At 58.0% G+C, this 25551-nt stretch carries 25 protein-coding genes, 1 tRNA gene and 1 riboswitch; of the genes, 14 read left to right on the forward strand and 12 right to left on the reverse strand.

The window, feature by feature from the left end; translation table 11 throughout:
* The first annotated feature begins 6 nt into the window (after window positions 1–6).
* Window positions 7–1179: a deoxyguanosinetriphosphate triphosphohydrolase gene (locus tag ACJ5NV_RS09045; RefSeq protein ID WP_411643343.1), complete on the forward strand. Its 1173-nt coding sequence runs from the start codon at window positions 7–9 to the stop codon at window positions 1177–1179.
* Complete coding sequence (locus ACJ5NV_RS09050) at window positions 1169–3004, forward strand: cation:proton antiporter (RefSeq protein ID WP_411643344.1); 1836 nt, start codon at window positions 1169–1171, stop codon at window positions 3002–3004. Before ACJ5NV_RS09045 ends, ACJ5NV_RS09050 begins: the two co-directional genes overlap by 11 nt.
* A gap of 89 nt (window positions 3005–3093) precedes the next feature.
* Here ACJ5NV_RS09050 and ACJ5NV_RS09055 read toward each other — a convergent pair whose 3' ends face one another.
* Window positions 3094–3786, reverse strand: coding sequence for a class I SAM-dependent DNA methyltransferase (locus ACJ5NV_RS09055; RefSeq protein ID WP_411643345.1), 693 nt, complete (start codon window positions 3784–3786; stop codon window positions 3094–3096).
* 178 nt (window positions 3787–3964) lie between these two features.
* On the opposite strand from ACJ5NV_RS09055, the gene argS reads away from it, so the two are divergent.
* The 7 genes from argS to ACJ5NV_RS09090 all read left to right on the forward strand — a co-directional run bounded on the left by argS (window position 3965) and on the right by ACJ5NV_RS09090 (window position 13004).
* Window positions 3965–5704, forward strand: coding sequence for an arginine--tRNA ligase (argS, locus tag ACJ5NV_RS09060; RefSeq protein ID WP_411643395.1), 1740 nt, complete (start codon window positions 3965–3967; stop codon window positions 5702–5704).
* A 72-nt stretch (window positions 5705–5776) separates the two neighbouring features.
* On the forward strand, window positions 5777–6670 hold the full coding sequence (locus ACJ5NV_RS09065; RefSeq protein ID WP_411643346.1) for an SPOR domain-containing protein: 894 nt from the start codon (window positions 5777–5779) through the stop codon (window positions 6668–6670).
* Complete coding sequence (locus ACJ5NV_RS09070; RefSeq protein ID WP_411643347.1) at window positions 6671–7660, forward strand: glycoside hydrolase family 3 N-terminal domain-containing protein; 990 nt, start codon at window positions 6671–6673, stop codon at window positions 7658–7660.
* Window positions 7661–7666: 6 nt separating this feature from the next.
* Window positions 7667–8461 (forward strand): segregation and condensation protein A, encoded by a 795-nt coding sequence (locus ACJ5NV_RS09075; RefSeq protein WP_411643348.1) that lies wholly within the window; start codon window positions 7667–7669, stop codon window positions 8459–8461.
* Window positions 8454–9101, forward strand: coding sequence for an SMC-Scp complex subunit ScpB (gene scpB, locus ACJ5NV_RS09080; RefSeq protein ID WP_411643349.1), 648 nt, complete (start codon window positions 8454–8456; stop codon window positions 9099–9101). The genes ACJ5NV_RS09075 and scpB overlap by 8 nt, the downstream gene beginning before the upstream one ends.
* Window positions 9102–9531: 430 nt before the next feature.
* Window positions 9532–11043 carry a GGDEF domain-containing protein gene (locus tag ACJ5NV_RS09085; RefSeq protein ID WP_411643350.1) on the forward strand — a complete coding sequence of 504 codons (1512 nt, stop codon included), beginning with the start codon at window positions 9532–9534 and terminating at the stop codon, window positions 11041–11043.
* A gap of 506 nt (window positions 11044–11549) precedes the next feature.
* Window positions 11550–13004 carry a GGDEF domain-containing protein gene (locus tag ACJ5NV_RS09090; RefSeq protein WP_411643351.1) on the forward strand — a complete coding sequence of 485 codons (1455 nt, stop codon included), beginning with the start codon at window positions 11550–11552 and terminating at the stop codon, window positions 13002–13004.
* A 48-nt stretch (window positions 13005–13052) separates the two neighbouring features.
* On the opposite strand, the gene ACJ5NV_RS09095 is transcribed toward ACJ5NV_RS09090, so the two are convergent.
* The 8 genes from ACJ5NV_RS09095 to ACJ5NV_RS09130 form a co-directional block, all read right to left on the reverse strand.
* On the reverse strand, window positions 13053–14135 hold the full coding sequence (locus ACJ5NV_RS09095; protein ID WP_411643352.1) for a 2'-deoxycytidine 5'-triphosphate deaminase: 1083 nt from the start codon (window positions 14133–14135) through the stop codon (window positions 13053–13055).
* A 62-nt stretch (window positions 14136–14197) separates the two neighbouring features.
* Window positions 14198–14274: transfer RNA gene (locus tag ACJ5NV_RS09100), tRNA-Pro, on the reverse strand.
* A 58-nt stretch (window positions 14275–14332) separates the two neighbouring features.
* Window positions 14333–14962 (reverse strand): MerR family transcriptional regulator, encoded by a 630-nt coding sequence (locus ACJ5NV_RS09105; protein WP_411643353.1) that lies wholly within the window; start codon window positions 14960–14962, stop codon window positions 14333–14335.
* Between the two features lie 2 nt (window positions 14963–14964).
* Complete coding sequence (gene ihfA, locus ACJ5NV_RS09110; RefSeq protein WP_411643354.1) at window positions 14965–15267, reverse strand: integration host factor subunit alpha; 303 nt, start codon at window positions 15265–15267, stop codon at window positions 14965–14967.
* A gap of 96 nt (window positions 15268–15363) precedes the next feature.
* A complete protein-coding gene (locus ACJ5NV_RS09115) occupies window positions 15364–16335 on the reverse strand; it encodes a beta-ketoacyl-ACP synthase III (RefSeq protein WP_411643355.1) in 972 nt (323 codons plus the stop codon).
* Between the two features lie 6 nt (window positions 16336–16341).
* Window positions 16342–17451 carry a phosphate acyltransferase PlsX gene (gene plsX / locus ACJ5NV_RS09120; RefSeq protein ID WP_411643356.1) on the reverse strand — a complete coding sequence of 370 codons (1110 nt, stop codon included), beginning with the start codon at window positions 17449–17451 and terminating at the stop codon, window positions 16342–16344.
* A 23-nt stretch (window positions 17452–17474) separates the two neighbouring features.
* Window positions 17475–17681: a 50S ribosomal protein L32 gene (gene rpmF, locus ACJ5NV_RS09125; protein ID WP_411643357.1), complete on the reverse strand. Its 207-nt coding sequence runs from the start codon at window positions 17679–17681 to the stop codon at window positions 17475–17477.
* 162 nt (window positions 17682–17843) lie between these two features.
* Window positions 17844–18389: a YceD family protein gene (locus tag ACJ5NV_RS09130; protein ID WP_411643358.1), complete on the reverse strand. Its 546-nt coding sequence runs from the start codon at window positions 18387–18389 to the stop codon at window positions 17844–17846.
* 80 nt (window positions 18390–18469) lie between these two features.
* Between ACJ5NV_RS09130 and ACJ5NV_RS09135 the strand changes: the two genes are divergently transcribed.
* The gene (locus tag ACJ5NV_RS09135) at window positions 18470–18955 is read left to right on the forward strand and encodes an outer membrane protein assembly factor BamE (RefSeq protein WP_411643359.1); all 486 of its coding nucleotides are present in this window, start codon (window positions 18470–18472) and stop codon (window positions 18953–18955) included.
* 210 nt (window positions 18956–19165) lie between these two features.
* On the opposite strand, the gene ACJ5NV_RS09140 is transcribed toward ACJ5NV_RS09135, so the two are convergent.
* Complete coding sequence (locus tag ACJ5NV_RS09140; RefSeq protein WP_411643360.1) at window positions 19166–19621, reverse strand: carboxymuconolactone decarboxylase family protein; 456 nt, start codon at window positions 19619–19621, stop codon at window positions 19166–19168.
* Window positions 19618–20145, reverse strand: coding sequence for an RrF2 family transcriptional regulator (locus tag ACJ5NV_RS09145; RefSeq protein WP_411643361.1), 528 nt, complete (start codon window positions 20143–20145; stop codon window positions 19618–19620). The genes ACJ5NV_RS09140 and ACJ5NV_RS09145 overlap by 4 nt, the downstream gene beginning before the upstream one ends.
* A 151-nt stretch (window positions 20146–20296) precedes the next feature.
* Window positions 20297–20443, forward strand: a riboswitch (FMN riboswitch).
* A 77-nt stretch (window positions 20444–20520) separates the two neighbouring features.
* Here ACJ5NV_RS09145 and ACJ5NV_RS09150 point away from each other — a divergent pair.
* On the forward strand, window positions 20521–21381 hold the full coding sequence (locus ACJ5NV_RS09150) for a DMT family transporter (RefSeq protein WP_411643362.1): 861 nt from the start codon (window positions 20521–20523) through the stop codon (window positions 21379–21381).
* A 244-nt stretch (window positions 21382–21625) separates the two neighbouring features.
* On the opposite strand, the gene ACJ5NV_RS09155 is transcribed toward ACJ5NV_RS09150, so the two are convergent.
* Window positions 21626–22162: an SRPBCC family protein gene (locus ACJ5NV_RS09155; RefSeq protein ID WP_411643363.1), complete on the reverse strand. Its 537-nt coding sequence runs from the start codon at window positions 22160–22162 to the stop codon at window positions 21626–21628.
* A 191-nt stretch (window positions 22163–22353) separates the two neighbouring features.
* Between ACJ5NV_RS09155 and ACJ5NV_RS09160 the strand changes: the two genes are divergently transcribed.
* Genes ACJ5NV_RS09160 through ACJ5NV_RS09170 form a run of 3 tightly spaced genes read left to right on the forward strand, consistent with a single transcriptional unit; the run spans window position 22354 to window position 25547 of the window.
* Entirely contained in the window at window positions 22354–23541 is a 1188-nt protein-coding gene (locus ACJ5NV_RS09160; RefSeq protein ID WP_411643364.1) for an ABC transporter substrate-binding protein, read from the forward strand.
* 10 nt (window positions 23542–23551) lie between these two features.
* A complete protein-coding gene (locus ACJ5NV_RS09165) occupies window positions 23552–24532 on the forward strand; it encodes a YVTN family beta-propeller repeat protein (protein ID WP_411643365.1) in 981 nt (326 codons plus the stop codon).
* 25 nt (window positions 24533–24557) lie between these two features.
* Window positions 24558–25547: an ABC transporter substrate-binding protein gene (locus ACJ5NV_RS09170; RefSeq protein WP_411643366.1), complete on the forward strand. Its 990-nt coding sequence runs from the start codon at window positions 24558–24560 to the stop codon at window positions 25545–25547.
* Window positions 25548–25551 lie beyond the last annotated feature (4 nt).

Consider the following 25551-nt stretch of genomic DNA (forward strand, 5'->3'; position numbering starts at 1 on the left):
ATCGACATGGCAGCGCCATATGCGACTGATCCCGCAAATGCACGGGGGCGGTTTTATCCCGAAGAAGAAAGTCATTTCCGATCCCCGTTCCAGCGGGACCGGGACCGGATCATCCACGCAAGCGCCTTTCGCCGTCTCAAGCATAAGACGCAGGTGTTTATCGAGCATGAAGGTGATTATTTCCGCACCCGCCTGACACACTCGATCGAGGTGGCACAGGTGGCGCGCACCGTCGCGGCGGCGCTTGATCTGAATGTGGAACTGACCGAAGCGGTGGCGCTGGCCCATGATCTGGGCCACACGCCCTTTGGTCACACCGGAGAAGAGGCGCTGGATGCGCTGATGCAGCCCTATGGCGGGTTTGATCATAATGCGCAGGCCTTGCACATCGTCACAAACCTGGAACGGCATTATGCGGAATGGGACGGGCTGAACCTGACATGGGAGACGCTCGAAGGTATTGCCAAACACAACGGGCCTGTCACAGGGAATATCCCCTATGCGCTGGCCGCCTATAACACGCGGCATGATCTGGAACTGCATACTCATGCCAGTGCAGAGGCGCAGGCAGCAGCCCTAGCCGATGATATTGCTTATAATAACCACGACTTGCATGACGGGCTACGCGCGGAATTGTTCAGCACAGATGATCTGGCAGAGCTGCCGGTGCTGCACGATTGCTTCGCGCGTGTTGACGCGAAATACCCCGGCCTGAACTACTACCGTCGGCGTCACGAGGCGCTGCGCCGCTTCTTTGGTGTGCTGGTCGAGGATGTGATCGCCGTCAGCCGCCAGAACCTGAAAGCGTGCAATCCCGGCTCTGCCTATGACATCCGCCACGCAGGTCGGATGATGGTGCAGTTTTCTCCGGAACTTTGGGCTGATCTGAACGTTATCCGCAAGTTCCTGTTCGAGCGGATGTATCGTGCCCCCGCCGTTGTTGATATGCGTGTGGTGGTGACGAAGATGATTAATGACCTATTTCCGTTCTTCATGACCCATACCGATGAACTGCCCAAGCAATGGCGCAAGGATGTGGCCGATGCGCCGGACGAGACGGCGCTCGCCCGGATGGTGGCGGATTACATCGCAGGGATGACCGACAGGTTTGCAATTCATGAACATAAACGTCTGATTGGCGGCGAAGAAATTCCAGCAGGGGTGATTGATGGCAGTTGAAGCAGCAGGCGACGCAATGGCGCCGGTAATGGCGTTTGCGCTGGTAGGTGCATTGGGTGTGGGGTCACAATGGTTGGCGTGGCGGCTGCGTATGCCGGCCATTGTGTTGATGCTGGTCGCGGGGATCTTGGTTGGGCCAGTGCTTGGCGTCTTTGATCCCGCCCGCGATATCGGCGCTTTGTTGGGCCCTGTGATCACGGTTGCCGTTGCCATCATCTTGTTCGAAGGCGGGCTGACCTTGAATTTCCACTCTTTGAGTGGGGCGGATATCGGGGTCAGGCGTCTGATATTTGTCGGCGCACCGCTGGGCTGGCTGACCTCTGCACTTGCTTTGCATTATGCGGCAGGGCTGAGCTGGGAAAGCTCTGCTGCCTTTGGCGGGATCATGATCGTGACCGGACCGACCGTTATCGCGCCACTGTTGCGCACCGCGCGCTTGTCGAAACGACCCGCCGCGCTGCTGCAATGGGAAGCAATCATCAATGATCCGATTGGTGCATTGGCCGCTGTTCTCGCGTTTGAAGTTGTTCTGGTTCTGAACACCACAACAACGGTCGGAGCTGCGATCTGGGATCTGGCCTTTGGGATCGGTGTTGCGACGCTGCTTGGGTTGGCGGGTGGCTTTGGCATTGCACGCTGTTTCAAGCGCGGCTGGGTGCCTGAGTACATGAAGGTGCCGGTGCTTTTTGCGTCATTGCTAGCGGTCTTTGCTGTTTCGGATACCGCCTTGCATGAAAGCGGGCTACTGGCTGTGACGATCATGGGTATCGTGATCGCCAATGCGAACCTGCCCAGCTACGAAGAACTGCGACGTTTCAAGGAACATGCGACGGTTCTGTTGGTGTCGGGTGTGTTTATCCTGCTGGCCGCCGGACTGAATTTTGACACGCTGTGGCAGTTGGATATCCGGGCGGTTGCCTTTGTACTGCTGGTTATCTTCGTGGCGCGTCCGCTGACGGTGCTTACCTCGCTGATCGGGTCGGGCATTCCCTATCGCGAGCGGCTGCTTGTCGCTTTGACCGGGCCACGCGGTGTCGTTCTGATCGCGGTTGCAGGCTTGTTCGGGGATCGCTTGCTGGGGCTTGGCTTTGAAGACGCCGCGTTGATTTCGCCGCTGGCCTTTGTGCTTGTGGCAGTGACCGTTGTCCTGCATGGGTTCACGCTAGCCCCTTTCGCGCGCTGGCTGGGGCTGGCGGGTGAGGAAACACCGGGTGTGATCATCGTAGGTGGCGCACGGTGGACCACCGCCTTCGCCGAGGCACTGCGTAAGGCGGATATCCCGGTGCTGATGACCGATCCCAATTTCGGGCATTTGCGGTCCGCCCGCACCGCGGGCGTACCGACTTTTTCCGGTGACATCCTATCAGAGGCTGCCGAGCAACGGCTGGAACTGGTCAGCTATGCCACATTGGTGGCGGCGACTGACAATGATGCCTATAACACCCTTGTGGCCACCGACCTTGCGCCGGAATTCGGGCGCGAAAATGTGTTTCAGGTCAAGCGCCAGAAAAATGACAGTGCCCGGCATCAATTGCCCAGCACATTGGGCGGCCGCCGGTTCGGGGCCGAGGAAACCCACGCTGGCTTGGAGCGGCTGATGCGCGAAGGCTGGACCTTTCGGGTAACGCGCCTGACCGAGGCTTACACATATGATGATTGGCGCGCTGAACAGCCGGAATCGTATCTGTTCGGACGCATTTCACCTGCGGGTGACATCAGACTGCTGACCGCAGAGGATGAATTCAAGCCGGTGCCGGAGATGCGCCTGATCACGCTGCGCCCGCCCGAAGCGACGCCGCGCGAACAGCCTCCCGCAGATACCTAAGCGAAAGGTAGAGGTCCCGGATCAAGTCCGGGACGGCGGGGTCTCTGCCGGTCTGAATGGTTTGCGCCAAGTCGAGATATGCGCCCGGCTCAGATGTGTGAATGGGGCTTGTGCCAGTCCGACCAGCGGTGTTCCAGCTCCAGCCCTGCCAGTTTCGCCATCAGGTCCAGCTCGGACGGCCACGTGTAGCGGAACGGGATCGTCAGGGTTTCGACCCTCCCATTTTTGGTGCGCATGTGGTTTGATGTATATTGCTGCGTGGCGCTATCAAAAACATCAATGCCCCAATGATCCGGGGTGCATGCAAAGGCATGGGTGGTTTCGCCGTAAGGGATTTTTTGAAGAGGCGGGATCAGCGTTTCCACGACAAAGCGACCGCCGGGCCGTAGGTGCGCGGCGGCGTTGCGGAAACAGGTGCATTGCGCCTCTTGCGTGGTCAGATTGTCGATGGTGTTGAAAACGAGAAAGACTAGCGCAAAATCTCCCGCGACGCGGGTTGTAGTCATATCGCCAATCGCGACGGGTATCGGTGTGCCGCATTCCTTTTTGCGCATCTCCGCGACCATGGCCGCGGATAGTTCGATCCCTTGGATTGGTACGCCACGTTCCTGAAGAGGCAGCGCGATCCGTCCTGTACCAATTGCAAATTCCAAGGCGGGTCCGTCGGCGGCCAATTTGCACAAGACCTGCGCGGTGGCTGCGATCAGCGCCGGATCGCTGTTGCCGTGCTCGCTGTCATAGACCTGTGCAACGCTTTCGTCGAAATATCCGTTATCATGCATATCGTATCTTTTTCCGGTAAATCCGTAATTCATGACGTGATCTTGTCCTGGGGTCAAAGGCTTTACCCGACAGTGGCCGCTGCCGGGTTCAACAGCCGCTCTCCATTGACCTGCGCCGATAGGGTGGTAAACCCGGCGGACACAAGATTATGCCCGCTGCCGGGACCGAAGGATGACCATGAATCTTTTTGCTGATATCCGCACCCGCGTGCTGTCCTGTCTTGATCAGATGGTGGCCGAAGGCGCGCTGCCCGAAGGGTTGGCTATGCAAGCCGTCACGGTCGAGCCTCCGCGCGATCCGGCCCACGGGGATATGGCCACCAATGCGGCGATGGTGCTCGCCAAACCTGCCAAAATGAACCCGCGGGTGATTGCAGAGACATTGGCGGCCAAGCTGCTTGATGATCCGATGATCACCGTGGCAGAGGTCGCAGGGCCAGGCTTTTTGAACATGCGGCTGGAGCCGGGTGTTTGGCAGGGGGTGATCAAAACGGTCTTGTCCGATGACAGCTTTGGCCAGTCTGACATGGGGCAGGGCGAAAAAGTCATGGTCGAATATGTGTCGGCCAACCCGACCGGTCCGCTGCATGTGGGCCATACACGTGGTGCCGTATTTGGCGATGCGCTGGCCAGCCTGCTGGACTACGCGGGCTATGATGTGACCCGTGAGTATTATATCAATGATGGTGGAGCGCAGGTCGATGTGCTCGCCCGGTCGGTCTATCTGCGCTATCTCGAAGCGCATGACCTGAGCGTCGATTGGCCTGAGGGCAGCTATCCCGGAGACTATTTGATCGATGTCGGCGATGCGCTGAAGGCCAAGGTGGGTGACAAGTTCATCGACAAGGGCGAACAGTTCTGGCTCGACGAGGTCCGGGAATTTGCCACCGACGCGATGATGAACCTGATCCGCGAAGATCTTGCGCAATTAAATGTGCGGATGGACAGTTTCTTTTCCGAAAAATCGCTTTATGGCACTGGCCTGATCGAAAAGGCGATTGCGGAACTGGATGAAAAGGGTCTGATCTATCTCGGCACGCTAGAGCCGCCCAAGGGCAAGCTGCCTGAAGATTGGGAACCGCGCGAGCAGACCCTGTTCAAATCGACCGCTCATGGTGACGACGTGGACCGGCCGGTCAAGAAATCGGACGGGGCCTGGACCTATTTCGCGCCCGACATCGCGTATCACTATGACAAGGTAAAGCGCGGCTATGATCAGCTGATTGACGTCTTTGGCGCCGATCACGGTGGGTATGTGAAACGGATGAAGGCCGCAGTCTCTGCCTTATCAGACGGCAAAGTGCCGCTGGATGTTAAACTGACCCAGCTGGTGAAATTGTACAAGAACGGTGAGCCGTTTAAAATGTCCAAGCGGGCAGGGACCTTTGTGACACTGCGCGATGTGGTCGATCAGGTTGGCCCGGATGTGACCCGGTTCCATATGCTGACCCGCAAGAATGATGCGCCGCTTGATTTCGATTTTGACAAGGTGCTGGAGCAGTCCAAGGACAACCCGGTTTTCTACGTCAACTACGCCTATGCGCGGATTAATTCGGCGACAAAGAAGGCCGCCGCGTTTGCGCAGGTTGGCGACGCAGAGCTGACTGGCGTTGATCTGTCCGGGCTGACAGATGTGTCCGAACTGGCGCTGATCAAAAAGCTGGCCGAATGGCCGCGCCTGATTGAGATTGCGAGCAAAAGTCACGAACCGCACCGTGTGGCCTTCTATCTTTACGACCTCGCCTCGGACTTTCACGCGCTTTACAACAAGGGAAATGATCAACCCACATTGCGTTTTGTGCAAGAGGGTGACGCAGATGCAACACAGGCGAAAATTGCCCTGATTCGCGCCGTAGCGATTGTTATTTCGCATGGTCTTGGTATCCTTGGCGTCACTCCGGCGGAAGAGATGCGCTAAACGCACCGCTGCCGGGGTCGAGCAGAAAACAACGACCCACGAAGCCAAAACGGCACGGGCAGTGAGGCAGATATGGCAGTTTATGAAGAGGGATTCGTTCCTTCAGGTGGCGCGTCGCGTGCCGGTTTATTCGTCAACTATGCTGGAGCCGCAATGTCACTGGCGCTGATCGCCGGTGTCAGTTTTTGGGGCTACAAGCTGATTATGCGTGATGTCAGCGGAATCCCCGTGGTGCGCGCCATGGCAGGCGAAATGCGGGTCGCGCCCGATAATCCGGGCGGTGATGTGGCGTCGCATGTTGGGCTTTCAGTCAATGAAGTCGCCGCAGAAGGTGAGGCCGGCGGTCCAGAGGATCGTCTGGTGCTGGCACCCGCGACGGCAGGGCTGACCCAAGAAGACCTTGATGTGCAGCCCATGGCCGAAGCGGATGAACCGCGTGCTTTTGCCCAGACACGGGTGAGCCCGGCGATTGCGGATGCCGATGCACCCGTCACTGCCGAAAATGCGGCGTTGACCGCCGATGATATTATTGCGCTAGCAGACCAGATCGCCGATGGGGTGGAACCCTTCGCGCCGCAACAGATCGCGGCATCTGTACCCGGCGTCGCCCGCTCGCTGCGTCCGGTCATTCGTCCGGCGGTCTTGCGCCGTGCTGCGCCCACTGTTGCAGCGCAAAGCGCTGATGACGTCGCTGTCAGCACCGTGGCTTTCCCCGCAGGGACAGACCTTGTCCAGCTTGGTGCCTTTCGGTCGCCCGATCTTGCTGGCGAAGAATGGACGCGCTTGCAGCGCCGTTTCGGTCAACTGATGAGCGGGCGTGACCGTGTCATTCAGGTTGCAAACCAATCCAACGGCACATGGTATCGTCTGCGTGCCAGCGGCTTTGACGACCGGGCCGATGCCCGTCGTTTCTGCGCCGCGCTTGAGGCCGAAGGCGCGGATTGCATTGCTGTGGTGGTTGACTAGGTGACGCCGACCGCCGCGATTTTCGGACCAGAAGCGCTGGCACTGACCGGCTGGGAGCGCGGGTTTTTCCGTGATGTGCAACCGCTTGGGTTTATTCTGTTTGGGCGGAACATCGACACGCCGGATCAGCTGCGACGGCTGACCGACGCGCTGCGCGAAACGGTGGGGCGCGATGCGCCGATTTTGATTGATCAAGAAGGCGGGCGGGTGCAGCGGATGCGCAGCCCCCATTGGCGGGATCACCTGCCTGCGCTGGATCAGATGACCCGCGCCAGTGATCCTCTGCGTGCGCAATGGATTCGTAACCGGCTGATCGCGGCAGAGCTGCATGACGTGGGAATCGACGTGAACTGTGCCCCTCTGGCGGATCTGGTCGAGGATGCAACACATCCGGTGCTGCGGAACCGACTTTATGGTGCGGATGTCGATACTGTCGTGGCTGCTGCCCGTGTCTGTGCGGATGCGCATCTTGCGGGCGGCGTGCTGCCGGTCCTGAAACATATCCCGGGTTACGGCCGCGCCGCGGTCGATAGCCACAAGGATCTGCCCACGGTCGCGGCGCAGCAAGCGGCGCTCAAGGCACGTGATTTTGCACCATTTCAGGCGCTGAACGATATCGCGATGGGCATGACGGCCCATATCGTTTTCTCTGCCATTGATTCGGATGCGCCGGCCACGACCTCGCCCCGGATGATGCAGGTGATCCGCGAAGATATCGGATTTGACGGGTTGATTATGACGGATGACCTGTCGATGGACGCGCTTTCCGGCACCGCGGCAGAGCGTGCAACCGCATCAATCGCTGCGGGCTGCGATGTCATCTTGCACTGCAATGGCGAACAAAAAGAGATGACAGCGGTCGCTGATGCCGCAGGCGCGATGACCGCGCAGGCGCAGACTCGCGCAATTCGCGCGCTGGCGCAACGGCGCGCCCCTGAAAACATTGACATCCCCAGTCTGGAAGCCGAACTTACAGCGCTACTAGGCTGAGGGCAGATGCAGGGCGAAGAGTTTCAGGAAGACACGGTCAGTGTAAGCGAACGCATGGCTGCGGAGGCGCTGATTGTTGATGTCGGTGCTTTTGAGGGCCCGCTTGACCTGTTGCTGACCCTGTCGCGGACCCAAAAAGTTGATCTGCGCCAAATCTCTATTTTGGCATTGGCCGAGCAGTATCTGTCCTTTATCGAAAAAGCTAAGCAGTTGCGGCTGGAACTGGCGGCGGATTATCTAGTGATGGCGGCTTGGCTGGCCTTCCTGAAGTCGCGTCTGCTGCTGCCCCCCGATCCATCAGAAGAGGGGCCGTCGGGCGAAGAACTGGCCGCACACCTTGCCTTTCAGCTGGAGCGGCTGGAAGCGATGCGTAACGCAGCCGCGCAGTTAATGGCCCGTGACCAGCTGGGGCGTGATTTCTTTGCGCGGGGTATCACCGAAGATGTGCAGCGGGTGCGCCGCGTGACCTATACAGCAACCTTGCTGGACCTGATGCAGGGGTATGCACGTATCCGCACCCGTGACGATTTCCGCCCCTTTGTCATGGATCGCCAGCATGTCATGACGATGGAACAGGCGCTGGAACGGATGCGAACGCTGATCGGTTTTGCGGGCGACTGGACGGATATTTCCAGCTATATGCCCGATGGCTGGGACGCGGACCCGCAGCGCCGCCGGTCCACCACCGCTGCGACCTTTGCTGCCTCGCTTGAACTGGCCAAGGAAGGCAAGATCGAAATCCGGCAGGGCGAAAACTTCGCCCCGATCCAGATCCGTAAGAGAGAACCGCGTGATGAGTAAGCCTGAGAATGACAGCCTGTTCGAGGCGCCGCCGATGGGCGAACAGGAACGTATGGTCGAAGCGATCCTATTTGCGACAGCGGACCCGGTGACGGTCACCGAACTGACAGGCCGGATGCCACATGGCTGTGACCCGGCAGAGGCAATCGCGCATCTGCGCAAACGCTACGAAGGGCGCGGCGTGAATATCGTGCGGATCGACAATGCATGGGCCTTCCGCACCGCGCCCGATCTTGGCTTTCTGATGCAAAAGGAAACGATCGAAACGCGCAAACTGTCCCGCGCCGCGATTGAGACTCTGGCGATCGTCGCCTATCATCAGCCCGTAACACGGGCCGAGATCGAGGAAATCCGCGGCGTCAGCGTCAGCCGGGGCACGGTGGATCAACTGATCGAAATGGAATGGATCCGGCTGGGGCGGCGCAAGATGACGCCGGGCCGGCCTGTGACATTTGTGGTCACGCAAGGGTTTCTGGACCATTTCGGGTTGGAAAATGCGCGCGATCTGCCGGGGCTCAAAGAACTGCGTGCGGCAGGGCTACTGGAAAACCGGCCACCGCCCGGTGCTGGCGCTGCTTTGACCGAAGCCACAGACGGAACAGACGAAGACGATGATCAGAGCGAACTGTTTGACGAGTGAGTCTGCGCGACCTGAACGCATACAATTTGCGTCGAAGTCAGCGGAGTTGCTGATTTGATCCCGGCTACGGCTCACCTACATTTAACCATTACTGAGAGTGGAGAGAAAAATGCAACGGATTATGAATATGGCGATGCGCATGTTGATGCGTCACGGGCTGAGCGGGCTGATGAACCGGGCGGCGCACCGGGGCCGCAACCCAGAAGACATGACGCCAGAGGAACGTCGCGCTGCGCGTGATACCAGCCAGCGAGGGCAGCGTATGATACGCGTTCTCCGACGATTTATGAGATAAATATTACTCTTATTTTAACGACCTAATCTCGAAAATTTTCGAGATTTACAAATCAATTTCACAGCGCGATTTTACAGATAATTATCCTACGGTGGCCCATTTTTGAATAAATCTTTTTGAATAGGGTTTCGTAGAATGACCGATTCATATCTCTCAGGTGATCCGTCCGAAACGGACGATCCCAATCAAACGTATCTTGGATCGTATACACGTGTGGCCATTCTCGCACGGCCTTGGCTTGGTTTGCTTGCGATTTTTCTGGTGGTGATCACTGCGATGCTGGGCTTTTTGTGGTCCATCAGCTTTGGACCCGGCGATGCGGCCACCTCACCAATGACATTCGCGTCAATATTGTTGGTGGGTTTCGGATATGTGCAGCGGCGTTTCGGAAAACCGCTTCCGACGTTTTGGAAAGGCGCTGCACTGATGCTGTGCCTGCTTCTATTGGAATCCTTGCTGACATTTTTTGATCCTGACCGCATTCCGCTGATTGCTGAATACATCAATCGCCAGGTGGTTTTGGCACTGGGGCTAGAGGTCCGCGGCCATCTGGGCCCGGATACCGGCCTAATCCTGCTGGCGCTGACTGTCACCCTGCTTGCAGGTAAAAAACACTGTAAAATATCCCTTTATGCAACGGTCTTTTCGGTGTTTGTGACCTTTGAAAGCCTTGTTCAATTGCTCAATGGGATCAGTTTCTTTGGTGGTCACATGGCGTGGACAACGGTCATCTGCATGGTGCCGCTGTCGCTTGCTGCGCTGACGTTGCATGCGCGCCACCCCATCCTGCGCAGGGTGTTGCTGAAGGGCGCAGCTGGGCGGCGGTTGCGCATTCAGATTTTGGCGGCACTGTCGATCCCGTCGCTTACCAGCATTTTACTGCGTTTATCTGGCGATGGCGTCGTCCTTGATAGCCAGCTTGACGCAATTATCGTTTCGGCCATCAGTTGGGTGATCGTTCTCTATCTACTTGGCAACGACCGGGCCCATGCCGATCTGTGGCAGCGGGAACGCAACATGATCTCGCGACTGTCGGCGCAATCCGTGACGGACAAGTTGACCGGAGCATTGAACCGGCGCGGGCTAGAGGATCGGTTGGCAGAAAGCTGGTCGGGGTATCGCCGCAACGGACAGCTTTATGCGGTGGCGATGCTCGATCTGGATCATTTCAAACGGATCAACGACACCTGTGGTCACCTATTAGGTGATCGGGTGCTGACCCGCACCGGTGAAATCTTGCGCGACAGTCTGCGGTTAGGGGACCGGATCGGGCGGTGGGGCGGGGAAGAATTTGTCCTGCTCTTACATGTTGAAAACCTGACAGAAGTGAATGTTCTGGCAGAGCGTCTGCGTATGGCGATTGCGCAAATTAAACTATACGATCTGTTGCCGGACATCGCTGATTTGGCAGAGACGGCTGATTTGAAGGTCACGGCCTCTTTCGGAATCAGCGCTTTTGCACAAGGGGATCGTGGGTATTCTGATGCAATAGATCGGGCCGATGCGCTCCTTTACCGGGCCAAAAATGCCGGGCGCAACCGTGTTGAAATAGACCGAGATCCCTTTGTCGCGGTTGAAGCGTGCAATTCTGCTGCGACTGTAACCGCGACCTCAGGTCATCGGATCGCGCTGGTCGCAAACAAGTAAATGCAGTGCCCGAATGTGCGGGCGTGCTTTACCCATACATGCTCAATGATTGGGTGTATCCGGCGCATGCGTCACCGTGGTGGTTATCCAGCCGTCCGCAGCAGCTTTGCGAAAACCCCTGTATTACATGGTGTAATCTTGCGCTGCGACTCTGGAACTGATCATGTGAGTTAACCATTTTTGGGGTGTATGGATTAGTTTGTTCGTGTTATGCGTGTGCTGCGGGCGGAAATTCAAGTTCGTAATGGAATCAACTGCGCGATTTATTCGCACGTCACTAAGGCGATACATGACGGAAACCCCGTCACTTCCAATCTAGGTTCGGTGAGGCAGCTATTTCGTGCCACTAAGCCAACCCTGGCACCTCATATCGGTGCGCAACGATGAACGTAGAATGTAAGTAGAATGCGCCCATTTTTCGAACAGGCGCGATCTAAAAGGTCATTTTGACGGGCGGTGGTATTTACCTGCCCGGTCGTCACGAAAGGTGCATGAATTTAGGACCGATGATGATTGAAACCAGCTTAATTGAACCTCTGCCGCGACGACGTGTCTCGGACAAGCCGCGTGTGACTGGAACTTATGCACGCCCTGTGGTCATTGCTCGGCGCTATTTGGGCGCATGTGCCATTATCTTCGTGCTGCTGACGACGGCGGCCAATTTTGGCTACCTTCCTGAAGCTTTTGATCTTGGGCCAGCGGGTGCTGCCACATCCGCCATGACAACGCTCGCGCTGCTTTTGCTGGGAGTAGCCTTTCTTTTACTGCGGCCCGGAAAATCGCTGTCGTTCTGGTGGAAATTTCCAACAATCGTGGTGGTGATGATCCTGCTCGATTCACTCGCCACATTATGGCAACCGGACCGTCTCCCGCTTTTGGTGCAGACCTTGAACGAACGCGTGTCAGCGCTGTTCGGCATCTCCGCAGCGGGAAATATGGGGGGCGATACCGGTCTGATCTTGCTGGCCCTGTCAATCGCCGTGTTAACGCGGAACCTCTATCGTAACCTGTCGTTTGGCGCCGCAATCTTTGCCACCGTCATGACATTCAACGGCTTTGTCACACTGGTGAACGAGGTCAGCTTTTTTGGTGGGCATATGGCTTGGTCGACAGCGCTGACATTGCTGCCCTTGTCGCTGGCCGCGCTCACCCTGCATACCCGCCACTCGATGCTCCGCCTTGTGCTGCAAAAAAACCAGATCGGGTGTCGGCTGCGGTGGCAGATCGCGGCTGGTGCGCTTATTCCCCTGCTGGCCGCAGTCTATTTTCGCATGTCGGCTGACCTTAGCATGATGGACAGACAGATTGACGCTGCCCTGATCACAATTATCAGTTGGAGCATCATCCTCGCGGCTTTCCGCTCTGCCCGGATTGATTCAGAGGCGCGGCATGTCCGGCACAAGCTGTTGATCAACATGTCAGGCAAAATGATAACGGATACGCTGACCGAGGTTTTAAACCGGCGCGGGCTGGAAAAGATGCTTGAAGATCGCTGGGCACGCTTTCAGCACAAGCAGTGCAAAGTGGCAGTTTTGATGCTCGATCTGGATCATTTCAAAGCAATCAATGACACCTATGGCCATCTGGCTGGTGACTATGTGCTGAGTCAGGTCGGGAAAGTTCTGCGCGATAACCTGCGGATCGAAGACTGCGCCGGACGCTGGGGTGGCGATGAATTCATGGTGCTGTTAAAGATCGAAAAACGCGCCGATGTCATCGCCATGGCTGAACGTGTGCGCAACGCCGTGCAGCAAATCAGACTACCGCGAAGCAGTGATGGGCCAGGCGGGGCCGAGCTCTTGGGGGTGCGGATCACAGCCTCTTGCGGGATTAGCGCCTTCAGGTCGGGAGACCGCGATTTTCGCGATGCATTGAAACGTGCGGATGAGGCGCTGTATCAAGCTAAGCACGCAGGGCGGAACCTCATCAAGGTGGATCTAAGCACATTAAACGCTGCGTGAGCCAAGATCAACGCGCTGCGAAAGTGGTGCGGAAAACGCGCTAACATGTCACGGCGCGCGGAAATGCTTGGACAGTTTTAACCCTTGACCCTGATAGTTCGACTTGATCGCACTACCGTAAAGCGTGTCGGGCAGGGCGGACATATGTTCATAGACCAGCCGCCCGACAACCTGCCCATGTTCCAGCACGAAAGGGGCCTCGTGGCAGCGCACTTCAAGCACACCACGCGATCCGGCCCCGCCTGCATCAGCATAGCCAAAGCCCGGATCGAAGAAACCCGCATAATGCACCCTGAATTCACCGACCATGGCCAAATAGGGCGCCATTTCAGCGGCTTGCATCGGGGGGATCACAATCGCCTCGCGGCTGACAAGGATGTAGAAAGCACCGGGGTCGAGGATGATCCAGCCGGTGTCCGTATGTACGGGTTCCCAGAATTCCGCTGGATCGTAATGGTTCAGCTTCGACAGATCGACCACACCCGTATGCGGCTTTGCGCGGTAGCCGACCAAGCTGCCCTCTGCCGGTTTCAGATCCACCGAAAAGCCCAGCCCATCCGAGATGACTGGATCGTCAGAGACAATCGGCGTCTGCGCGTGAAGGGCCCGCAGGTCGTCATCGCTCATCAGTGTTTTGCCGTGGCGAAAAATAATCTGGTTGAGCATCTGCCCGGGTTGCACCACAACCGAAAAGGACCGCGGGCAGATTTCCACGTATAGCGGGCCGCTATAGCCTTCGGGCACCCTGTCGAACTCTACCCCGTGATCGGTGATGATACGTGTCAGCAGGTCAAGCCGCCCGATCGAGGATTTTGCGCTTGCCGCCGCCGTCATGCCGTCCGGCAAGGACAGTCCCTCCATCAAGGGCACCACATAAACGCAGCCCTTTTCCAGCACAGCGCCACCATCAAGCGTGATTTCATGCATGGTCACATCGGCCAGCCGTTCCTTGACCGTGCGCTGCCGCCCGGCAAGGAAAGAGGCGCGGACGCGGTAGGCCACGCCGCCGAGCCGCAAATCCAATGATGCGGGTTGAATCTGATCCGCCGTGATATCAGCAAGGGCGGTTATCGCGCCGGATGAGATCATCTCGCGAATTTGGTGATCTGCCAAAACGCCTGATCGGGTCATGTGCACGCTCCTATAGATACCAAAACGCCCGCCGTGCCAGTGCACAAGCGGGCGGTTGTGATTGGTCGGGCTAGCAGGACTCGAACCTGCGACCTTCCGTCCCCCAGACGGACGCGCTACCAGGCTGCGCTATAGCCCGACTTGGGGCTGTCATATCGAAATTGTCCGTGGGGGCAAGCCGAAAATACGCCAAATTTCTATTGCGCCCTGATCCTGTCGCGTAGCTGTTCAAGGCGGCTTAGCAATGGTGCGATTTCGGCGGCGCGCGCGTGAAGCGCGTTTGCACCAACCGGCGCGCGGCCCAAAAGACGTGCCGACATCTGCGGCAAATCTTCGGGGGGAAGGGGCAGGTCAATCCGGAACGGCGTCGTCTCGGCCACTGTTTCGGACGTATCTGCGGGCTCTGGCACAGTTTCTGCGCTCACCACCTCTTGTGATGGCTCATCGAAATCCAAAGCGCTTTGCTGCGGCGGCGCTGTGGGTGCAGGATCAACCGGGGGCGGCAGTTCAGGCGATGTTTCCGCAGAAGGCGCGGAAACCTTTGCCGGAGCGGTCATGCTCAAACCAAGGCCCGCCACATGTTTGACACCTTTTTCGCGCAACATCTTCTGGGTGCCTTTGATGGTCATCCCGTCTTCGTGCAGCAGATGCTTGATCCCGCCCAACAGATCCATGTCGGTGGGGCGATAGTAGCGTCGGCCGCCCGCACCTTTGACAGGTTTAATCTGGGAAAATTTGCTTTCCCAGAAACGCAAAACATGTGTCGGCGTATCCAGCCAGTCGGCGACTTCGCTGATCGTTCGGAAGGCGTCTTTGGCTTTGCTCATATCTAGCGTTTATTCCCGGCGGCGACACGATCTTTCATCAGATGCGACGGACGGAAGGTCAGAACCCGGCGCGGATGAATCGGCACCTCTTGCCCGGTTTTCGGATTACGGCCCACGCGTGCTGCTTTTTCGCGCACCGAGAATGTCCCAAAGGATGAAACCTTTACGGTTTCCCCCCGGACCAAAGCGTCTGATACATGGTTCAGCACACTTTCCACCAGATCGGCACTGTCATTTCGTGACAAACCCACCTGATTATGAACCGCGTCGGCTAAATCCATACGCGTCAACGTTTTTACTGTCATAAATGTCTCCCTGAATATGTTAAGAACAATACGCGTGTGGCATTTTCAGAGTCAATAACAAGGACTTGGCAATTCGGTTCCCAAATCATATTTTGCTTACCACCGCAGGACGACTGCGCCCCACGCCAAGCCACCGCCGATTGCTTCTGTGACAACCAGATCACCTTTTTTGATCTGACCATTCTTTAGCCCGACCGAAAGCGCGAGCGGGATTGATGCGGCAGAGGTGTTGCCGTGATCCTGTACCGTCACAACAACCCGGTCCATCCCAACGCCAAGTTTCTTGGCGGTGGATTGAATGATACGGATATTAGCCTGATGTGGCACGACCCAATTGACGTCTTCAGCGGTCAAACCAACCTTATCGAGCGCCTTGTCCGCGGTTTGGGCCAGTTTTTCGACCGCGTGACGGAAAACTTCTTTGCCTTCCATCCGCAGCATACCGGTGTTTTGCGTGGCAACGCCGCCATCCACGTAAAGCAAATCCTTGTAGCGCCCGTCAGAGTTCAGATCGGTCGATAAAATACCGCGATCATCGGTGGTGCCTGCGCCGTCTTCGGCCTGAAGGATCAGCGCGCCCGCGCCGTCGCCGAACAAGACGCAGGTGGAACGGTCGGTCCAGTCCATGATGCGGCTAAAGGTTTCGGCCCCGATCACCAGCACCCGGTCGGCCTGACCAGAGGCGATCAGCGCATTTGCATTTGAAAGTGCGTAAACGAAACCCGCGCAAACTGCTTGCACATCAAAGGCATAGCCAGTGGTGTTGCCAATCGCATGCTGCACCATCGTCGCGGCAGAAGGGAAGGTCATATCAGCGGTGGAGGTCGCAAGGATGATGGCGTCGATATCTTCGGCGTCCATGCCTGCCATGTCCAGCGCAGCCTTGGCGGCGTGGGTCGCCAGTTCTGATGTGGTTTCGCCCGGGGCGGCAAAGTGGCGACGTTCGATTCCCGACCGTGCCTTGATCCATTCGTCCGACGTGTCGAGCGTCTTTTCAAACTCGGTGTTTGGCACAATCCGCTCTGGCAGATAATGGCCCACACCTTTTACAACTGCACGACGTACCATGATATTTTAGCCTGTATTGGTGTCGCTTGTCCCTGCGTCACCTTCTTGGTGTGCATCTTGGGCAAGCGATGCGGCAGATGCAACCCGTGCTGCCAGTTTATCGGAAAAACCGTTTCTCGCCAATTGATAAGCAAGATCCAGCGCCGCTGCGACGCCGGTTTCATCAGCCGATCCGTGACTTTTGATCACAGTGTGGTTCAGTCCCAGAAACACACCGCCATTGACCCGCCGTGGGTCGATCCGCTTGCCCAGTCGACGCAGTGAACCGCGTGCAAGAAGGGCCGCCAGCATCGACAGCGGTGTTTTCATCAGCGCGCCGCGCAGCAGCTCGGATATCAGATTTGCGGTGCCTTCACCGGTTTTCAACGCGACATTGCCGGTGAAGCCGTCGGTGACGATCACATCAACTTTATCAGACGGCAAATCGCCGCCCTCGACAAAACCGACATAGTTGAAATCGCCTCTTTCGGCGGCGTTGCCAATAAGTTCATGCGCGACTTTCAGTTCGGCACGGCCTTTGTGTTCTTCTGTCCCGACGTTCAGCAGCCCGATACGCGGATAGGCGATGTCCAGCCCGTTGCGCGCATAAGAGGCGCCCATGAGCGCGTAGGTCAGCAGGTCGTCCTGATCGGCGCGGATGTCGGCCCCAGCGTCCAGCATCACATTGAAACCCGATGGATTGCGTGACGGCCAGAGACAGGCAATGGCGGGGCGGTTCACCCCTTCGGCCTTGCGCAGGCGCAACATCGACATGGCCATCAGCGCGCCGGTATTACCGCAGCTCACGCAGACTGCGGCATTGTCGCCGCGTACGGCCTCAATCGCGGACCACATGGATGTGCCCTTGCCCTGGCGCAGCGCGTTGCTAGGCTTATCCGTCATCTTCACAACATCCCGCGCGTCGTGAATCGTCACGCGGTCTGCGATTTTGTGCTTTGATAGCAGCGGCTTGAGCTCTGATTCGGGCCCATGCAGCAGTGCAGATGCCTCGGGCTGCCGACGTAGAAACACAGCAAGGCCCGCAACGACAGTTGCAGGCCCTTTATCGCCGCCCATAGCATCCACAGAAAGCACATGTGCCGTGGTCGGATCGGTGACCGTTTGGCTATTTGTCATCTGCGAAATGCCCGAAGCGCAGCTTATGCTGCGTCTTCGTCCAGGTCGATTTCAGTGGTGTCAGCGATCACTTCGCGTGTCGCGTAATGTCCGCAAGACGGGCAGACATGGTGCGGGCGCTTCAGCTCTCCGCAGTTGTCGCATTCGTTACGGTTCGCCGCGACCAGAGAGTCGTGCGCACGCCGGTTGTTGCGGCGGGATTTGGATACTTTATTCTGCTGGACAGCCATGTCTCAACCCTATCTGTTCGGGCCGATGGCCCTGTTTTTCCTGCGTCTCTCGGGGTCCTACGCCATTGCGGCAGCCCTGTCGAGACGCGATGTAAAAGAGGCCGCGAACATACTGCGATTCCCCTTTTGTGCAAGCCCTTTTCAACGCCTTATTACGCAGGGCTAATCACCTTTGTTTTCAAGGCTGTCACGCAGCCCTGCCAGACCCGCGAAAGGTTTGGCCTGTTCGTCGGTCATGGCCTGTTTGCCCGGCTCTGTATAGACCGTTTCGCCCAGATCGGCCCCTTCCGCACGCGGATAGGGGGGCAGGGCGAGGGCCAGCGCCTCGATCATCACTGCCGCAAGGTCGAGCGCTGCGGGCAGTGCTTCGATTGTGTCGTCTTCGGGCATTTCGATTTCATTGGCTTCGACGTCTGGCAAATCGGCCATATAGCTGCGCCGCACCGCTTCGTCGATGCGGGTTGCGACCGGATCCAGCGTGACCACGCAGGCCTGTACGACGGTTGCACCAATGTCGCCTTTAAGTTCCCAGTCGCTGCGTCCCAAGGGGGCTAATGTACCGGAAAAACGCAATTTTCTGATGCCGATGATTCCTAGAGCGTCCGCCACGGCGGCGCGTTCCTGGGCCGTGGGGGACAGATCAAAGGCAGTGGGTTCCCGGCTGCTCAGATCCGCCAGCCGGAGATGGGATGAAGGGAGTTGGGCCAAGATGCTTCCATTCTTGAACAGGGCAGGGTGGTGATGTAGGGGGGATAAAAGGCGAAAGACGCCAAAGCAAGAGGGCTGTCATGGGCAGGCAAACTGGCAAGACATTTACATGGTTGCGTGCGGCGGGTCTGACGGGCTTGCTGTTGGCCACGGCCTGTTCGCCGATCAACCGCTATCACGGCTTTACCCCGACCGCGGCAGAGTTGTCGCGTGTGCAGGTGGGGCAGTCCACGCGGGAAAGTGTGGCCGAACGGCTTGGGCCGCCGACTTCTGAAGGGTTGTTGGAAAACAACAGTTTTTACTATGTTTCCAGCCAGTTCCGCACCATTGGCCCCTTTGCCCCCGAAGAGTTAAACCGTGAGGTTCTGGCGATCCGCTTTAGCCCGTCAGGTGTCGTGCGCAATGTGGAGCGTTACGGTCTGGAGGATGGCCGTGTCATCGCCCTAGACCGCCGCGTGACCGAGGATGGCATCAATGATGTGACCTTCCTTGGTCAGTTGCTGGGCAGCTTTGGCCGGATTGATGCGGGCACCTTGCTGGGTGAGACTGGCGGCAGCGACTTCTAGCAACGTTCGGTGGGGGTACCCTGTGTGTGCAACACCGCGATTGCGAATCGCAGGTTAACGACTGCGATAGTGGCGTTTTGACCTGCGGGTGGCGCGTCGGAAAGGCGTCGGACTTCTATCGGACCTCAACCGCGATTTAGCGGGATGAATGCAGCGTACGGCCCAAAGGTAAACGTGGCGTTCATATTTGGGCCGCGTGCAATGTTCGGCTCAGGCGGCGACATCAACCGGGTGTGGGGTCCGAAAGCCGACCGCCAGCCGGTTCCAAATGTTGATCGTCCCGATGGCAAGACTAAGCTTTGCGATTTCCTCTTCTGAAAACTGCGCGCGCATCAGGTCGTAGTCGGCATCCGGCGCGTTGGTGGTGCTGACCAATGTCAGCGCTTCGGTCCAAGCGAGCAGGGCGCGTTCGCGGGCGTCGAAAACGCTTGCTTCGCGCCAGACGCTGACGAGCGCGATCCATTGTTCGCTGAGCCCATCGGCCCGCGCCTCTTTCGTGTGCATATCGACGCAATAGGCGCAGCCGTTGATTTGCGAGGCGCGCAGCTTGAGCAGATGGATCAATCGCGGATCCAGCCCGGCTTTGGTCGCCACGTAGTGTTCAAGGCCAAGCAAGGCCTGCAACCCATCGGGGGCTGCTTTCATATAATCGAGACGTTGTGTCATGTGCGTGTCCTTTGCGGGTTTGAAATGGGTTTGGCGCGTCGGAGGTGCTGTTCGGCGAAGGCGCAGCCGCGCGCGGCAATAGTTCCGTCGTCATGTTCTGTCAGGTCGCGCAGCAATTGGGCGACGGTGACTTTTGCAAGCTCCTGCCGGTAAGCCCGTTCGGCGCGCAGCATGGCTGCGTTAATCTCGCAGGGTCGGGTGTATTTTTCACGCGGCAGTGGGCTTGGGCCTTGTTGTCGGATTTCCTTGCACCGAAAGGCGGGCGCGGGTCCTTCGACGGCCAGAACAATATCCAGCAGGCTGATATCACGCGCGGCGCGTGCCAATTGATAACCGCCTGCGGGTCCGGGTGTGGTGCTGAGAATACCAGCGCCTGAAAGGGATTGAAGATGTTTGAGCAGGTAGCTTTTGGAGACACCGTGGAAATCGGCCAGTGCCGCTGCCGATATCACCCCGTCTTGCGGCATCCCGCCCAGCAGGGTGACCACATGGATTGCCTGTTCTACGCCGTCGCCGAGTTTCATACATTGCCTCACCTTCGAATCATGGATAAATAGTATCCACGAATAATATGCCGTCAATACCGTCCTTTTGGTGGCCGTGGCGATCCAATGCGCATTGCTATTGATGGGAACGGATTGCTGCATTATCTGGGAATGGTCCCCGGTGACGGGGGCACGTTCTCAGGGCGGGGCGCAATTCCCCACCGGCGGTATGCCTGAACAGGCGAGCCCGCGAGCGCCTTTGACACTGTCACAGGGTCCAGCAGATCAGGTGAGATGCCTGAGCCGACGGTCATAGTCCGGATGAAAGAGAGCGGGTCAAAGCCGGGTGCAATTGCGCCCGGTCTGTCCTGTTTTTGCCTTGGGTCTATCGCGAGGAAGAAAAGGACAGATGCGATGATCCAGATGAATATCACGACGCGGGGCGCGATTGCCGGCCCGTTCTATTTCGTAATCGCCGGGGCGCTGTTTGCTGGCGCAAATACGGCGGTGCAGGGGGCGGGGATGCTGTATGGCGTGCCATCCCCGACAATTGCGTTTTGGCAATATACATTGGCTTGTGTGGCGGCGCTGCCGCTGGTGTGGCGTGCCCCTTGGCGGACGGACCGCCCGTGGATGCATTTGCTGCGCGTGGTGCTGGGGGCCATAGGTGTGCAGCTTTGGGTGGCCGGGCTGGTTGTGGTGCCGATCTGGCAGGCGGTGGCGCTGATCCTGACCTCGCCCTTGTTTGTGACGCTGGGGGCGGGGCTGTTGCTGGGGGAGCGGCTGACCGTATCGCGAATGCTGGCGGTGCTGCTGGGTGCCCTTGGCGGTGTGCTGATCCTGGCCCCATGGGAAGAGGCGTTCAGCTGGGCTGCGTTGCTGCCTGTCGCTGCGGCGGCGTTTTGGGCGGGGGCGTCGCTTGCGACCAAGCGCCTGACCGATACAGAGGATGCAGGCACGCTGACGCTGGCTTTGCTGTTGCTGCTGGTTCCGGTGAACGGGGTTGCGGCGCTGGGTGCGGGTTTTGCCGTGGCACCTGCGGCCCTGTGGCTGGTGGCCTTATCCGGGCTGCTGGTGGCCGGTGCGCAATATCTGCTGGCACGGGCCTATGTGGTGGCTGACGCGGCTTATTTGCAACCTTTTGACCATCTGAAGCTGCCGCTGAATGTGGGGCTGGGCTTGGTGTTCTTTGGCTTTGCCCCGCCCGGTCTGATGTGGCTGGGGGCTGGTGTGATCATCGCCGCGAGCGCTTGGGTGATGCGCGAAGAGGTCTAGCGCGACGGTGTGCCGGGCTTGACCCGGCACCCTGCTTTGGCGCGCGGCCAGATCGCTGCTGCTATGGTTGGTGACAAATACGAAATTGCCCGCCGCGACCGAAGTCGCGACGAGCCCTGGGAGAAGTGAGTGGCACAGTTGTTTACAGCGTTTCGATTTATCCTTGGATCACAATTCGCTGCCTCTTCCTAACGGTCGAACGCGATTTGTGATGCTTAATGTCTCAAGTTTAAATCGAAATGCTTTAGTTCGTTGCAAAGCGTGCCGTCAGTGCGTCGAGCCCTGCTTGGTAGACGGCTGAGACGGCGGTAATCGCGGCTTCGTCGTTCAGTTCTGGCGGTGGGTCGTTGTTGGGGTAGCCCCGATAAAAGGCCCCCCGCCATTCCACGATGCTGCCGCCCGCGTCATTTGGCAGGACGGTCAGATGGGATGAATAGTTTGTGACCGGCAGGGTTTCGACCGCAACGGCGGTGATGCGGTAGGAATAGCTCATCTTCTCGGCGGAATATTTATAAAGCACCTCATCAATGGTCGGCCCATCCGCGGCCCCAAGCACCAGTTGCCGGGTGGCGTCGATGTCGTTTCCGCCGGTGCCGGTGTTGGAAAAGACCGCCGGGTGCCAGCGCATGTCCTGGAAATTACCGATGACCGCCCAGACCTCTGCCGGGGGCGCGTTTACCTCGGTCGTCAAGGTGATTTTCTGACGGGTGGGCCCGTGGGCTTGTGCCGTCAGGGGCAGGCAGATGGTTGCCAGAATAAGGAATCTTCGACCGAGGTTCATGGGTGTTTTCTTTTGAATAGGGTGAGTGATCCACCGTGAGTTGCATGTTGAAGGAAACCCTAAGGCCCGCCTGTTTGCTCGCGCAATAAGCCAAAGGTCTTGGTTTTGTTTTCTGATCAATTCAGTGCACCATTCCTGCGGGAGGAGCCGGGCGGTGTGTCTGGCGGCATAAAACGGGGGGCGCCGGACGGATGGCACCAGTTCCGCGACTGCTATGGGCAGTGATTTTGCTATGTTTGTCAGCGAGCACTGCTGTGGCCTTGGACATCAAGGTAACGGTCCTGCGGGTGGATTATCCACGTCTTGCCCCGATCTCTCGGTTCGATCTGACCCCGGAGGATCTGGGTTTTGCCGGGGCCGCGCTGGCGGATGAGGATAATCAGACAACGGGTAATTTTCTGGGCCTGAATTTCGCGACTGAAATTGTCGCGGTCGCCCCGGATGATATCGGTCAGGCGACTGACGATATTCTGGCCGGGGGCGTTGATTTGTTGGTGGTCATGGCTGAAGCCAGTGACCTGCTGGCGGTCGCCGACAACGCCGGACCGGATGTGCTGGTCATCAACGCGCTGGCCCGTGATCCGGCGCTGCGTGATGATCAATGTCGCGCCAATATCCTGCATGTGGCACCCAGCCAGAACATGCTGGCGGATGCTGTTGTGCAGTTTGCCATGTGGAAACAGTGGCGCGCAATTTTTCTGATCCAGGGGTCTAACCCCGCAGATCGTGCGCTGGGTGATGCTTATCGCCGTGCGGCGACGAAATTTGGCGCGCGGATCGTGGAACAGCGCGAATTTGAAGATACTGGCGGGTCGCGCCGGACCGATACCGGTCATGTGCTGGTGCAACGCCAGATCCCGGTTTTTACGCAGGAGGCCGAAGATCATGATGTGGTGATTGCTGCGGATGCGTCGGATGTCTTTGCGCTGTATCTGCCGTATCATCTTTGGACGCCGCGCCCGGTCATGGGGTCGGCCGGGTTGCGCCCGGTCACGTTCCACGCCGCGCATGAAGCTTGGGGCGCCACACAGTTTCAGCGCCGGTTCGAGGCGTTGACAGGCCGCTATGTGCAAGAGGCCGATTATCAGGTCTGGCTGGCCCTGCGAGTGATCGGAGAGGCGGTGTTGCGCACCAATAGTGCCGCACCTGATGCGCTGCGCAATTATATATTGGGCGATGATTTTGAGCTGGCGGCTTTCAAGGGCCGTGCGGTGAATTTCCGCCCTTGGAATGGCCAGTTGCGCCAGCCGATCTTGCTGACTGACAGCAAGATCACCGCCAGCGTTTCCCCGCAAGAGGGCTATCTGCATCAGGTTTCCACGCTGGATACGCTTGGTTTGGATGCCCCCGAAAGCGCCTGTGCTGCATTTGTTCAATGAGAGGAACGCCATGAACCGCTATGCGAATATGATTGCTGCTGCCCTTGCCATATTGGTGGCAACGCCTGCCGTGGCGAACAAAGTGTTTGTCAGCAATGAAAAGGGCAATACGGTCACCGTGATTGATAGTGAGACCTGGGAGGCGATTGCTGAATTTCCCGCAGGCAACCGCCCACGCGGGATCGGGATCAGCCCGGATGGCAAGCATCTTTATGTCTGTGCGTCAGATGATGACACGATCCGCGTGTTTGATACGGAGACCTATGCCGAAGTGTGGACCCTGCCATCCGGCCCTGACCCGGAACTGTTCACGATCCACCCGTCGGGCGATCTAATTTATGTGGCCAATGAGGATGATAACCTTGTCACTGTCGTCGATACGCAGACCCGCACCATCGTGGCCGAGGTACCGGTCGGCGTAGAGCCAGAGGGTATGGCGATCAGCCCGGATGCGTCGATTGTGATCAACACCTCTGAAACCACCAATATGGCGCATTTTATTTCGACCGAGGACTATCAGATCAAGCATAATGTGCTGGTCGATCAGCGTCCGCGCTATGCGGTTTATACGGATGATGGCAGCCGCTTGTTTGTCAGCTCTGAAATTGGCGGTACGGTCAGTGTCATTGATCCTGTTGCCGAGAATGGCCCGGAATTGCTGCATAAAATCAGCTTTGCCGTGTCGGGTGTGCAGCCAGAGTGGTTGCAGCCGGTGGGTATGAAGGTGACGGCGGATAATAAATGGCTGTTTGTTGCCCTGGGCCCGGCAAACCGTGTTGCGGTTGTCGATGTGCAGTCGCTTGAGGTGGTTGATTACATTCTGGTCGGGCAGCGTGTCTGGCAGATGGATTTCACCCCCGGTCAGGAATTTTTGATCACCACCAATGGCAATTCAAACGATGTGACGGTGATTGATGTCGCTGCACAGCGGGCGGTGAAATCCATTCAGGTTGGCCAGCAGCCCTGGGGCGTGGCTGTCACGCCTGATTGAGCCGGTGATATTAGGGGAGGGTGTGATGTTATTTTTAAAGAAAATGAAGGTGTTGCGCGCATTTGCGCTGTTGGTCGTGGCTGCGCTGCCTTTTGCCGCGAATGCTCAATCGGACCTGCCTGTTATTCGCGCAGCTACGTTGCAGATCGGCACGGTGAATTGGGAGCTGGAGACGATCACCCGCGAAGGGTTTGATGTGGCCAATGGCTTTCGTCTGGAAATGCAGCCTTATGCGGATAACGGCGCGACCCGTGTGGCTGTGGCAGGCGGTGCCGCTGATATGTTTGTGGCCGATTGGATCTGGGTGGCCCGCCAGCGGGCCGAGGGTCAGGATTATGTCTTTATCCCGTATTCCACTGCAGTGGGCGGGGTGGTTGTGCCTGCCGATAGCCCGGTTCAGTCACTGGCTGATCTGGCCGGTGCCAAGATCGGGATTGCCGGTGGCCCGGTTGATAAAAGCTGGCTGATCCTGCGCGCCTATGCGGAACAGGAATATGGGATGGATTTGGCGGCGGAGACGGAACAGGTCTTTGGCGCGCCGCCCTTGATCTTTCGCAGCGGATTTTCTGGTGAGGTCGATGGCGCGATCAATTTCTGGCACTTTTTGGCCAAGATGAAGGCTGGGGGGATGCGGCAGGTGGTTTCTGTCGCGGATGCTGCGGTGGCGCTTGGTCTTGATCCCGATGTGCCTTTGCTGGGCTATGTGTTGAAGGAAAGCTTTATCGCGGAAAACCCCGGTATTGCGCAGGCGCTTTATAATGCATCTCGCGATGCCAAGACGTTGCTGGCAGGTGACGATGCGGCGTGGGTGCCGATCCGTCCGATGATGAATGCAAATGACGATGCGCAGTTCGAAATGCTCCGCGCTGATTTTCGTGCCGGGATTCCTGCGCCGGGGGCGGTGAACACGCAAAGCGCGGCCGCAATGCTGGCCTTGATGGCAAAGCTGGGCGGTGACCGGCTGGTTGGCGCGGCAACGGTTTTGCCTGAGGGGCTGTTTGTCGATCTTGAATGACATC

The sequence above is a fragment of the Loktanella agnita genome (genome assembly GCF_046640325.1).
Classification (GTDB): Bacteria; Pseudomonadota; Alphaproteobacteria; order Rhodobacterales; family Rhodobacteraceae; genus Yoonia; species Yoonia agnita.